The organism is Sorangiineae bacterium MSr11954, assembly GCA_037157815.1.
Classification (GTDB): Bacteria; Myxococcota_A; Polyangia; order Polyangiales; family Polyangiaceae; genus Pendulispora; species Pendulispora albinea.
In genome coordinates this window covers 6,621,186-6,633,807 of record CP089984.1, presented here as the reverse complement: position 1 = coordinate 6,633,807, position 12,622 = coordinate 6,621,186, and the positions used below count along the sequence as shown (strand labels likewise).

Here is a 12,622-nt window from a genome sequence, read left to right as displayed (position 1 = left end):
CCTGGACCCGAGGTCGTGGTAGAAGCTTGCCCCGATGGAAATCCTCTTTTTGTCGACGGAGCTGGCCCCGTTCGTCAAAGCAGGCGGCCTCGCCGACGTGGTCGCCGCGCTTCCGAAGGCCCTGCGCGCGCTCGGGCACCGGGTCACCATCGTGCTGCCCCGGTTCCCCGCCTTCGAACAAGCGCTGCTCTTCGCCCGCCGGCTGACACCGCTCACGTTCACCCTCGGCGACCGGGCCTTCGAGGTCACCGTGTTCGACGGGCGGCTCCCGTCGCAGATCGACCTGGTGCTCATCGACGTGCCCGGCCTCTACGATCGCCCGGGCATCTACGGGGAGCGCGGCGAGGACTACGCCGACAACGCCCTGCGCTTCGCCGTACTGGCGCGCGCCGGCGCCGAAATCGCGGCGCAACGGGCCCGCTCGGGGCTGCCGTTCGACATCGTGCACGCGCACGACTGGCCCACGGGGCTCGTCTCGGCGTACCTGAAAGAGCTGCTCCCCGCCGATTCGAAGACGCGTACGGTCTTCACCATCCACAACGTCGCCCACCAAGGCGTTTTTCCCAAGGAGACCGTGCCGCAGCTCGGCTTCGATTGGGGGCGCTTCACCGTCGATGGGCTCGAATTTTACGGCAAGGCCAACCTGCTCAAGCAGGCGATCCTCTCGGCCGACGTCGTCACCACCGTGAGCACCACCTACGCGCAGGAGCTGGTGACCGAAGGCCTCGGGCACCAGCTCGAAGGGGTGCTCCGCACGCGCGCGCCGGTCACCGGCATCGTCAACGGGGTCGACTACTCCGTGTGGAACCCGGCGACCGACACCAACATCGCCGCGCGCTTCGACGCCGAGGACACCTCGAACCGCGCGCGATGCCGCGGGGCGCTCTTGCACGAGCTCGGGTTCCCCGTGGAGACGTCGGGCGGCATCGTGGCGTTCGTGGGGCGGCTGGTAGCGCAAAAAGGGGTCGATTTGCTCCTCGAGGCCGTCCCGCGCCTTTTGCGCGCGACCGACGCCGTCGTGGTCATCGCCGGCGAGGGGGACGACACCACCGCCAAGTCGATCACGCAGATCGCCGACAAGTCGCACGGGCGCGTGGTGTTCGCGCGCGCCGCGAGCGAGCCGCTGGTGCACCGCATCTTCGCGGGCGCCGACATCGTGACGGTGCCCAGCCGCTACGAGCCCTGTGGGCTGGTGCAGCTCTATGCGCAGCGCTACGGGGCGGTGCCGGTGGTGCGCGCGACCGGCGGCCTGGTGGACACGGTGGTCGATTGCGATACGGCCCTCGAAACGGGCACCGGGTTCGTCTTCGAGGAGGCCACCGGTGAAGCGCTCCTGGGCGCGATCGAGCGGGCGCTCGCCGCGCGCGAGAGCGAGGCATGGCCCCGCCTGGTGCGGCGGATCATGCGCCTTGATCGAGGATGGGAACGGTCGGCTCGTCGGTATGAACAGGTATATCGGGCGTTGGTTCCGGCTCAGCCCGGGGCGTAGCCGGCGCGGGCGGTCCGGGCGGCGGCAAGGAGACGCGCTCGCGCACCACCCGGTGCGCCGCGTCCAGGGAGCGCAAGGCCTTTGCCAGCCATGACGCGCGCAGCGCCACCCGCGATCCGATGATCAGCTGGTGCACGGCAAAGAGCGCGAACAGCGCGATGCCCCCGCGCCCGCCGAGCTGCGCGGCGACCATCGCGCCCAGCGCCACCAGCGCCCACGACACGATGGCGCGCCACACGTACGACCAACTGTCGCGGATGGGGTGAAGGGCGAGCGCCTTCCACCCCAGCGCGATCGCGCGCAGCGCGCGCACCCGAAACCGCACCACCGCCGCCCGGGCCATGTCGTGCAGGATGCCGACGAAGCAGGGAAAAATGAGCCCGGCCGACGCCACCGAGATGCCCACGCGATCGGCCCGCACGTCGCCCCATCGCTCGGCGTACATCTCGGCCACGGCCGAGCCGAGGCCCAGCGCGCCCGCCCCCAGCGCGGCCATCGCCACGCCGGCGATGACCAGCAGGATCGCCATGGGGGTGAAGTGCGTGATCGACTGCGTCCAGAGCTGGCGAAGGTTGGGCGCGCGGCGATCGCGGGTGGCGTAGGTCATGGAGGCCATGAGCGCCGTGAGCGGCAGGAGGCCGAGGACGATGCCCGCCGGGATGAGCACCGCAAAGTGCCCTCCCAAGGCGGCGCCGCCATGCCCCGTGCGCCCCAGGCCCACGAAGAAGTCGGCGAGATCGAGGGCGCCCGGGCGAAAGAGGACGGCGTCGCCGTCGGGGTGCGTGCGGTAGGTGCGCGCCACCATGCGGGTGAGCGGCCATACGATGCCCACGGCCCACGCAGCCTGCCAGCCCCACATGAGCAGGATCGCCCACGGACGATGGCGCGCGCGCATGGCGTCGTTGGCCAAGAGAACGAGCTCGCCGTGCTGAAAGTCCGGCCTGGCTTGGCCCGCGTGCGCCGGCTGAGGAGGGTTGTTGCCGTGATCCACCGATCGCTCCATCGTCGTATCCTTCGTACTCCCCACGTTGGTGGTCATCACGGCGAGAGGAGCTGCAGGAGCAGCTCCGCCCAATACGTGGTTCGTTCCAGGGTCCGGGTCGGGGCCCGCAGCGGCTCGGTGGCCCCGTGGTTGTTGGTGCGGTCCTCGTCGAGCAGCACGCGCCCGTCGGGATCGACCACCGCCGCGCGCAGCGCCATATTTCCCTCGTAGGGGAAGCGCACCTCGTCGCCGTGCCCGTCCCAGTGCACGCGCTGCCGGGTGCCGTCTTCGAGCACCAGGTCGACGTCCACCGGCAGCACCAACGTTCCGCGCCGCGTGATGAGCGCCCAGCCCTCGTACGCGTCGTCCTTGGGCGAGCCCGCGGTGATCGTCTCGCGCTTTCCATCGCGGTCGTAGACGCCGGCGGCGGTCTTGCGTTTGCGGTTCGAGACGCCGCCCACTTGGTAATCGACCCAGCCCTTGTCGAAGAGCGCGATCCGCAGGTTGGACGCCGCGTCCCTGCCGACCACCTCGGCGAAGCTGGCGATCAGATCGTCGGGCACGGGGTGGCGAAAGCGCCACCTCCGCGTGTACTGCCCCATGGCCTTGAACACGATGTCGTCGCCATAGACCCTCCGCAAGGTCTCGAGGATCGACGCCGCGCGCATGTAGACGAGCTCCCCGTAGTGCTCCCCGCTGGAGAACGCGTAGGCCGGCTGCGCCACCGGCTCCTCGTGCGCTCCGAGGTTGCCGACGACGGCCTGCACCGACGCGAGGTGGAGCTCCAGCCCGAAGATCTGCGCGGCCGATCCGGCGCCCAGCCAGGCGCCCAGCGCATCTTGCTCGGCGAACGAGTTGAGGCCCTCGTCGAGGAAGGGCCAGGCGACCTCGTTGGAGCCGAGCAGCCCGTAAAAGTACTGGTGCCCGTACTCGTGAACGGTCACCGACTCGGGCGTGTGCACGCCGCGCGGCACGTACCAGGAGCCGCCGGTGGTGATCAAGGTGGGGTACTCCATGCCGCCCGCCTCGCCGGCCTGCCTCGGCGGGTGCACCACCGTCAGCAGCGAATACGGGTAGCGCCCGTAGAGCTTTCCGAAGTGGGGGATGGTGAACCGCAGCGACTCGAGCTCCCGGCGCGCCATGGGCTCGTAGTCCTGCGGAAAGAGCAGGGTGACGGTCACGCCATCGACCGTGTCGCGCAGGGAGTGAAACTGGTCCCACGCCGTCCACGCAAAGTCGTGGATGTCCGACTGCACGTGCCGCTCGATGCGCCGCCCGCCCTCGGTGCGCGACTCCACCGCCGGCCCGGTGGCGCCGAGGACGAAGTTTTGGGGCACGTCGAGGGTGACGTCGTAGCTGCCGTAGTCGGCATAAAACTCGGCGAGGTGGTGAAAGGGGAAGTGCGCCCAGGTGCCGTCTTTTTCGAGGCGCGCCACCTTGGGGAACCACTGCGCGACCATATGGAACGAGCCGTTGTAGCCGGTGCGCTCCACCACCGCGGGCAGCTTGTCGTCGAACACCACGTCGAGGGTGATCGTCTCGCCCGGCACCACGGGGCGGGGCAGGGGGACGCGCACGTCGGTCTCGTCGTCGTCGTTGGGGCGGTGAAGCTCGGCGCTCGGCCAGAGCTCGACGGGGGTGCCCTCGGGCCCTTCGTGCAAGGTCAGACGGCGCACGTCGATGTAGCCCCAGTCTTCGATGTGCCCGATCCCGCGCGCGCCGCGCCCCACCGGCTCGCGCAAAAAGACGCTCTTCTCGTTCTTGAAGGCGTTCAAATAGAGGTGCAGGTAAAGCTCACTCTGCGCCACGTCGCTGGTGTTGCGCCATTGAATGGTGCCCGTTCCGTGCACCGTGTGCGCCGCCGGATCCAAGGTGGCGTGCAAGTTGTAATCGACGACCCCCTCCGCGTGCTCCAGCATGGGAACATCGGCCGCGAAGGGCTCGTGCGCCGCCCCACCCGACTCGGCGGCGACGGCCCCCGCGGTGTGGCTCGAGAGGACGTCCAGGCTTGCCGGCTCCGCGGCCGGAAAGCTCCCGGGCGTGCATGCACCGAGCAAAAGAACGAAGGTGAAGGGTCGAACGAGGCGCACGCGCCGAGGTTAGCTAGAAAAGTGGAAGCTGCGGTCCCTTTCCTAGTGGTCGCTCGAAGGTGGTCGAAAATTTCGAAGCGGGGCTCGTAGGCGGCGGCGTGCTACCTGCACCCCGGCGCATATCTTCCGACCAGTGGCTGGTGCTGAGCCCGAGCCGCCGCGCCGTTCGCTCGAACAGGGTGGCGATCATCTGGGCGTAGTTCCCCTCGCCGCGCCCGCGCTCGTGAAAGGTGGAGCGATAGAGCTTTCCGCCCCGCATTTCCCGCACACGCCTGAGCACTTTTTCCGCGCGCAAAGGGAGCGCGGCCCGCAGCCGCTCCTCGAACACCGCCGCCACCGGCCCCGGTAGGCGCAGCATCACCCAGCCGGCCGACGTGGCCCCCGCGTCGCGCGCCGCCTTGAGCACGTCGCCGATCTCCTCGTCGCCCAGCCCCGGAATGACCGGCGCCACATTCACGCTGACCCGAATGCCGCTCCGCGCCAGCCTCTCGATGATGCGCATGCGGCGGGCGGGGGTGGCTACATACGGCTCCATGGCGCGGGCCTTCTCGGGGTCCCAAAACGGGATGCTCACCGCGACCCCCACGTCGGTGACCTGGGCCACCCTCCCGAGTACATCGATATCGCGTTCGATAAGCGGCGACTTGGTGATGAGGGCCACCGGATTCTTGTACTCTGCACACACTTCCAGGCACCCGCGCGTGAGCTGATACGACGCCTCCAGAGGCTGGTAGCAGTCGGTCACCCCGCTGAAGACGAGCAGCTCGCCCTTCCACGAGGGCCGGTCGAAGGCCTCGCGCAAAAGCTCGGGCGCGTTCGGCTTGACCACGATCTTGCGCTCGAAATCGGTGCCCGCGCCAAAGCTCAAGTACTCGTGACCGGGGCGGGCGTAGCAGTTGTGGCTGACCACGCCGTTGGCGATGAAGTCTCCGGTCCCGGTGGTGATGTCGTACATCACCAAGTCGCAACCGAGCGCTTCGATCGCCGTGACTCGGAGCGCCGCCGCCGTTTCGATGGCGGTTCCTTCGATGTCCCGCTTCCGTGCGATCCCCGGGTCCACGGTGTGAAAGAAGCGCAAGTGCTCGCCGAGGCCCCCGCGCACCCGCACACGGCTGGCGGCCGAATCGGGACCGGGCGAGCCGCGCGGATCGGGCGGATCGGGCGGCTCCAGCACCGCGTCGAAGCCCCATGCCTCGAGGCTTCGCAGGGTCTGCCGCAAGATGGCCGGCTCCGTGCTCGCGATCCGGAGGACGTTCGAGCCAAAGCTCCCCTCCGCGTCGAAGATGCCCGCAAGAAACCCGCGCGACCACTCGAGCGAAGGGTCGAGCGGCCAGGCCGTCTCCCTTCGGATTTTCTCGACCGATCGACGTTGATGCGTTCGAATGGCCACGCGTCGTTTGCGAGCGCCGGCGGCCTGTTGAAATACGAGCTCGTCCCCGATCGTGACATCGATCGCTTCCAGGTATTCACGAGTCCTGCGAAGGGGCTCGAGGTCGACGAGCGTGACTTGGAAGGGGCGCGGATCGCCATGCCCCCGTCCCTCGCGCTCGTACCGATGGGTCTTCGAGAGGCCCTCGCCTCGGATCACCCCGGTCAGGTACCCGCGCCGGTAGTCGATGGACACGGGCGGTGTGGCGAAAAATGCTCCGATCCCGAGCAGCTCGTCGCCGGTCGTGAGGTGGGGCCGCCGCATGGGGCCGTGTTCGGCGCCGACGACGTACTTCCATCCGTCATCGGTGAGAAAGCGATGATCGGCGCTGGCGATGAGCTCCGTGCCGTCGGCGAGCCGGATGCGATGGGCGGGCTTGATCGTCTGCCAGTGGGCCCGAACCTGCGTGCGCGTATAGCGCCGGGATTGGCCGTCGAACGTGGTGCCGTAAAGGGTGTCCCCGACCCTCAGGTCGCGGAGCGCGCGGGTGCTGCCGTCCCCCATGAGGATGGGGGTCTCGCCGTCGAGGCAATAGGCGCACGCATGGAAGCAGCCCCGGTACGGGTTGATGCTCCAGGTGAAGCCCACGTCGGGGCTGTCGTTCTTGGAGAGGATCTGGCGGGTGTGGTCTTCGTAGACGTGAAGGTCGACGTGGGGCGCTTCGCCATCGAGGTAGTGGACGTCGGTGGAAGCCCACGGGTTCGGGGGGTTGGCGAGGGGGAGCGGGCGCATGCGGCGCAGGATACTATACGGATGCTCAGTATCAAGCCACCCCGCCAAAACCTACGGTGAACGATGGCTCAAAGGCGCGGTGGCGGTCGCCGTGGGATCGGGTGCGGTGACGTCGCCGGTCGAGACGTCGTGGGTGGAGGGGGTGGCGCGGGCGGCTGCGCCGTGGGCGATGAGCACCGAGCAGGGCGCGTGGCGCATGATGTTTTCGGCCAGGGAGCCCATGAGAACGCGGCCCAGGCCCGTGCGCGCATGCGTGCCGACCACGATGAGGTCCGCGTCGAGCTCGCGGGCGAGCACTGTGATTTCGCGCGGCGCATCGCCGGTGCGCACATGTCCGACGACGCGGCCCTCGATCCAGGCGGGGACATTGGCGCAAATGCGTTCGAGCTCGAGGCGCGCGCGATCGAGGAAGCCGGCGATGGGACCGGTCGAGTCGATGGGGGCGCCGAGCACGCCCACGATGCCCACCGGCGGCGCCACCACGTGGACGAGGTGAAGGGTGGCGCTGGGGTTTCCGCGCGCGAGATTTTGCGCGAACCAAAGGGCGTCTTCTCCGTGGGGGGAGAAGTCGATCCCGACGACGACGGTCATGAGCTCAGCCTCGACCAGGCGGGGCTGCGAGACGGGGCCGCTTTCGACTTTTCGCACGATGCACCTCACTTCCGGTGCTCCCGTTTGGCGGGAGCGTGCTGTCTCTTGCCACAGTGAGAAAAAATGCCCCGCCTCAGGTGGAGGCCTGAAGAGGTGCTTACGTCGCCGCTTTGACCGCCCGCATCGAGGGCATGGAATCGCGATGGCCGTGGATCACGAGGACGGGCCGGAGGGTCGTGCGAATGATGTTCTCGGCCACGCTCCCTAGGAGCGCGCGCGCAAGCCCGCGCCGGCCGTGGGTGCTGATGACGATGAGATCCGCCGCGAGCTCGTCGGCCACGTGGTTCGTCTCCTCCCACGCGACCCCCGTGCGGAGCAGGCCCTTGATGGGAACGCCCCGCTCCTTTCGGGCGTCGACCAGCGCATCGAGGGCGGTTTGCGCCGCCGTGCTGATCCGGGCGGCCACATCGCCGTTGGCGATGAAGGCGCCATCGGGAAAGCCGTAGACCGGCACTTCGTACGCGTGCATCACGAAGACGGACGCGCTGAAGGGTTGCGCAAGATCGATGGCGTAGTCGAGCGCCCGATCCGAGCTCTCGGTGAAATCGACCGGAACGAGAATCTTGCGGAGCGCCAGCATGCCCACTCCGGCTGCAACCGTCGTGCTAGGGCTACGACGGGTTACGCCACCGGATCGGCAACGCCTTCTTTGGACGTCGTGCCCTCGGCCTCCGGAGGAGCATCCGGTGGCGGCGCCGCCGAGTACCGAAGGACGATTTTCCCTTCCTCCGCATCCAGCTCGGCCCTGCCGCCGTGCTCGAGCTTTCCAAAGAGGAGCTCTTCGCTGAGCGGTCGCTTCACCTCGTCCTGGATGACCCGGCCCAGCGGCCGCGCGCCGTTCTCGGGATCGTAGCCCTTGTCGGCCAGCCAGTCGCGGGCCGCATTCGTCACCGACAGGCTCACGTGGCGATCGCTCAGCTGCTCGTTGAGCTCGCGGATGAACTTGTCGACCACCCGCACCATCACCTGGGGCGAGAGCGGATCGAAGGGGATGCGCGCGTCCAGCCGGTTGCGGAACTCGGGGCTGAACATGCGCTTGAACTCGCGATCGGCCTCGTTCACATCGCGCCCGCCGTGGAAGCCCACGGCGCGGCGGGCCAGATCGCGCGCGCCCACGTTGCTGGTCATGAGCAGGATGACATGGCGGAAGTCGCTCGACTTGCCGTTGTTGTCCGTGAGCTTTCCGTGGTCCATCACGGAGAGCAGCACGTTGAACACATCGCCGTGCGCCTTCTCGATCTCGTCGAGCAGGAGCACCGCGTGCGGGGTCTTGGCGATGGCGTCGGTGAGCAAACCGCCTTGATCGAAGCCCACATAGCCGGGCGGCGCGCCAATGAGGCGCGAGACGGTGTGGCGCTCCATGTACTCGCTCATGTCGAAGCGGATGAACGAGATGCCCAGGATCTTCGCCAGCTGCTTGGCCACCTCGGTCTTGCCGACGCCGGTGGGGCCGGTGAAGAGGAAGCACCCGATGGGCTTCTCCGGGCTGCGCAACCCTGCGCGCGAGAGCTTGATGGCGCTGGTGAGCTGGTCGATCGCCAAGTCCTGGCCGAAGATGACCGACTTGAGCTCGTGCTCCAGGTTGCGCAGGCGGTCCTTGTCGCTGGTGGAGACCTCGCGCGGAGGGATCTGCGCCATGCGCGCGAGCACCGTCTCCACGTCGAGGACGTCGACCACGGGGCGCGGGGTTTCGGCCTCGTCCAGCTTGGGGGACGAGGGCTTGCCGTTGCCGGATTTTCCCTTGGGGGCCGATGCCGGCTCGCCGAAGAGCGAGGTGGTGGAGTGCGCGAGCTTCACGCTGGCGCCCGACTCGTCGATCAAGTCGATGGCCTTGTCGGGGAGCTTCTTGTCGTGCAGGTGCTTCGACGCCAGCTCCGCGGCCGCCTCGATGGCCGGATCGGTGTAGCGCACGCCGTGGAAGTCTTCGTACTGCGTGCGCAGGCCGCGCAGGATTTTTACCGTGTCCTGCACGCTGGGCTCCAGCACCTCCACCTTTTGGAAGCGGCGGGCCAGGGCGCGATCGCGCTCGAAGTGCTGGCGGAACTCTTCGAAGGTGGTGGAGCCAATGCAGCGCAGCCGGCCGGAGGCGAGCGCCGGCTTGAGCAGATTCGAGGCGTCCATGCTGCCGCCGCTGGTGGCGCCGGCGCCCACGATGGTGTGGATCTCGTCGATGAACAGGATGGCGCCCGCCACCTTGCCCAGCGCTTTGACCACGGCCTTGATGCGCTCCTCGAAGTCGCCGCGGAAGCGGGTGCCGGCCACCAGCGCGCCCATGTCCAGCTGGTAAACGGTGGCGCTCTGCAGGGCAGGGGGCACTTCTTTCCGCTCGATCTTGAGCGCCAGGCCCTCGGCGATGGCCGTCTTGCCCACGCCGGCGTCGCCCACCAGCAGCGGGTTGTTCTTCTTGCGGCGCGAGAGGATCTGGACCATGCGATCCACCTCGACCTGGCGCCCGATGAGCGGGTCGATGCGCTGCTCGCGCGCCTGCTCGTTCAAATTGACGCAGTACGCCTTGAGCGGATCGCGCGACGATTTCGAGCCTCCGCCGGGCTCGGGGGCCGGCGCGCCGTCGGTCTCGGTGTCGTTGGCCTCCCGCGCGTCGTCGGCATCGTCGAGCTTGGACACGCCGTGGGAGAGGTACGCCACCACGTCGAGGCGGGTCACGCCGGATTGTTCGAGCAAGCTCGCAGCGAAGGATTCGCGCTCGGCGAAGACGGCGACCAGCACATTGGCGCCTTTGACCTCTTCTTTGCCCGATGACTGCACATGCTGCAGTGCGCGGCGAATGACGCGCTGGACCCCCAAGGCCGGGGTGGGGGTGGAGAGCGCGCCCTCGGGGAGCGGCTCCAGTTTGTCGTCGAGGTAGCGCTCGAGCTGCTTTTTGAGGCGCGAGACGTCTCCGCCGGCGTGGCGTACGACCAGTGCGGTGGTGTCGTCGAAGAGCAGCGCGTACAGCAGATGCTCGAGGGTCACGTATTCGTGACGGCGGCGGGCGGCCTCGTTGGCGGCCAGGGTCAGGGCAATTTCGACTTCAGGGCTGATACGCATGGCTCACTCAGGCTCGGCGGTGACAAGGAGCGGCATCCCATGCTTGCGCGCGTGATCCATGACCTGGGCGACCTTGGTCTCCGCGACTTCCCGCGAATAAACGCCCGCAACCGCGCTCCCTTTTCGATGCACCGTCAACATGACGTGCGTCGCTTCCGTTTCGCTCTTGTGAAAGAAGGTCATGAGGCAGTCGACCACGAATTCCATCGTTGTGTAGTCGTCGTTGTGGAAGACAACTTTGTAGCGGCGAACGGTTCGCGGCAAAGTCCTCTCATCGACATCGACGTCACTTTCTCCGGACTCACCAGGACCGCCTGGCCCGCCAGGATTCTGCGGATTTTGGGGGGAGTTGGGCGATAGCGGTTTTTTCGGCTCGGAAGCGGCCACCCACATGGCTGCCTCAAAATCGGTTCGCGGCTGAGGAAACGCAAGGGCTCGAGCGCCAAATAACCTGGTGCGGAGAGGGTCCATCGCGATGGATGCCACGGCGTCCACTTGTGGGCTTCTCGCTTTACCCGGATAATACTGTGCTCGGATCGGAAGGGGCATGCAGCGTCTCGCTGAAAATGACGTCATTGGAGGCCGTTTTCGTCTCAATCGACTTCTCGGTCGGGGTGGGATGGGGTCGGTATGGCACGCGACGCACCTCGGGCTCGACATTCCATGCGCGATCAAATTCATCGAGGGTGAGTTTGCTGCCCAGGCCGATGCGCAACAGCGCTTCGAGCGGGAGGCCAAGGCGGCCGCGCAATTGCGGAGCCCGCACGTCGTTCAAATTCTCGATCACGGTGTGTGCCAGGGGCGACCTTACATCGCCATGGAATTGCTCGATGGCGAAGATCTCGGAAAGCGTTTGAAGCGCAAGGGCCGCTTGTCGGCCTCCGAGGTGATCGGGATCGTACAGCAGATTTGCCGGGGGCTGACCAAGGCGCACCAGGAAGGGATCGTGCACCGCGATCTCAAGCCCGACAACGTGTTCCTCGTCCCCGACGACGATCGCGAGCTGGTGAAGATCCTGGACTTCGGCATCGCCAAGAGCCTGACGTCGGACGAAGCCAACCAGCAAACGCGGGTGGGCGCGCTGCTTGGAACGCCCTATTACATGAGCCCGGAGCAGGCGCAGGGGAGCCGCAGCGTCGATCATCGCAGCGATCTCTGGTCGCTCGCGGTGATCTGCTTCTACTGCCTGGTGGGCAAGCGCCCGTTTCCGAGCCCGTCGCTCGCCGAGGTGCTGATGCAGATCATCGTGCACGATCTGCCGATCCCCTCGCAGCTCGCGCCCGATCTTCCCCACGCCTTCGATGGCTGGTGGCTGCGCGCCGCGGCCCGCGATCCCGGGCAGCGGTTCCAGAACGCGCGCGAGTTCGCCGATGCGCTCGCGGAGGCCCTCGCCTCGGCGTCGGTCGCGTCGGCGCCGGCGATGGCGGCGCCCGTCGATCCGCGCGGGCGCACGATGCCGATGGCTTCGTTCAACGAGGCGAGCATCGCGCGCCGGCCGGCGACGGGGACGTCGGTCATGGTCGCGATGAACCCTACGCCGCCTGCGATGGGCGCCGTCGGCGCGCCGCCGGCGGGCGCCGTGAACAACGCGTCGTCGATGGCCGGCTATACGCCGATGCAGTCGGCCTATGGCGCGCCGCCCGGAGCGTATGCGCCCATGCACTCGCCGTATGGCGCTCCGCCCCAGCACATGGCGGCGGCGCCCGCGGCGGCGTACTCGCCCACGCCCGTTCCAAACCAGAGCACCGGCGCGCCGACCACGCGCAACACGGGCGAGTCGCCCGAGCCTTCCGCCGAGGACCCCAGGAAGATCACGCCGAACATGCTCATCGGCGGCGGTCTGGCGTTCGTGTTCATTCTGATCGCCATCATCGCGGCCCAGTACTGGGTCAACTCCGCGGGCGCGCCCAGCGAGCGGGGCACCACCGCGCTGGAGACCCGGCGCGATCCCGTCATCAAGCCGCCGCCGCCCCCCACGTCGTTCGTTCCGGGGCCCGTTCTTCCCCCCGAGCCGCCGCCCGAGGCCGCTCCGCCCGACGCGGGGGCCGTAAAGCCTGCACCGCCGCCGCATCGGACCCGGTAGGGCGAGCTCGCGCGAGCTCACGCCGGGCGATCGGGCAACGATCGCGTCCCTCGCGCGGTTCGCTCATTTCGGCAAGGCGCGCGCGAGCTGGGAGCTCCGCACGGGGTCGTTCGAGGCT

General features: G+C 68.1%; 8 protein-coding genes and 1 pseudogene. 2 read left to right on the top strand and 7 right to left on the bottom strand.

The window, feature by feature from the left end; genetic code table 11:
• Nucleotides 1–34: 34 nt before the first annotated feature.
• A complete protein-coding gene (gene glgA, locus LZC94_25545; GenBank protein WXB11225.1) occupies nucleotides 35–1,489 on the top strand; it encodes a glycogen synthase GlgA in 1,455 nt (484 codons plus the stop codon).
• Here the strand turns inward: glgA and LZC94_25540 are convergent.
• From LZC94_25540 to LZC94_25510, 7 genes and pseudogenes are all read right to left on the bottom strand, one after another.
• The gene (locus tag LZC94_25540; protein ID WXB11224.1) at nucleotides 1,401–2,492 is read right to left on the bottom strand and encodes a hypothetical protein; all 1,092 of its coding nucleotides are present in this window, start codon (nucleotides 2,490–2,492) and stop codon (nucleotides 1,401–1,403) included. The genes glgA and LZC94_25540 overlap by 89 nt on opposite strands.
• A 35-nt stretch (nucleotides 2,493–2,527) precedes the next feature.
• The gene (locus tag LZC94_25535; protein WXB11223.1) at nucleotides 2,528–4,561 is read right to left on the bottom strand and encodes a M1 family metallopeptidase; all 2,034 of its coding nucleotides are present in this window, start codon (nucleotides 4,559–4,561) and stop codon (nucleotides 2,528–2,530) included.
• Between the two features lie 13 nt (nucleotides 4,562–4,574).
• Nucleotides 4,575–5,456: pseudogene (locus tag LZC94_25530) on the bottom strand (radical SAM protein).
• A gap of 1,317 nt (nucleotides 5,457–6,773) precedes the next feature.
• Entirely contained in the window at nucleotides 6,774–7,370 is a 597-nt protein-coding gene (locus LZC94_25525) for a universal stress protein (GenBank protein ID WXB11222.1), read from the bottom strand.
• 100 nt (nucleotides 7,371–7,470) lie between these two features.
• On the bottom strand, nucleotides 7,471–7,953 hold the full coding sequence (locus LZC94_25520) for a universal stress protein (protein WXB11221.1): 483 nt from the start codon (nucleotides 7,951–7,953) through the stop codon (nucleotides 7,471–7,473).
• A 41-nt stretch (nucleotides 7,954–7,994) separates the two neighbouring features.
• Nucleotides 7,995–10,421 (bottom strand): ATP-dependent Clp protease ATP-binding subunit ClpA, encoded by a 2,427-nt coding sequence (clpA, locus tag LZC94_25515; protein ID WXB11220.1) that lies wholly within the window; start codon nucleotides 10,419–10,421, stop codon nucleotides 7,995–7,997.
• Nucleotides 10,422–10,424: 3 nt separating this feature from the next.
• The gene (locus LZC94_25510; GenBank protein WXB11219.1) at nucleotides 10,425–10,907 is read right to left on the bottom strand and encodes an ATP-dependent Clp protease adaptor ClpS; all 483 of its coding nucleotides are present in this window, start codon (nucleotides 10,905–10,907) and stop codon (nucleotides 10,425–10,427) included.
• Between the two features lie 61 nt (nucleotides 10,908–10,968).
• On the opposite strand from LZC94_25510, the gene LZC94_25505 reads away from it, so the two are divergent.
• Nucleotides 10,969–12,504: a serine/threonine protein kinase gene (locus LZC94_25505; protein WXB11218.1), complete on the top strand. Its 1,536-nt coding sequence runs from the start codon at nucleotides 10,969–10,971 to the stop codon at nucleotides 12,502–12,504.
• Nucleotides 12,505–12,622: the final 118 nt, after the last annotated feature.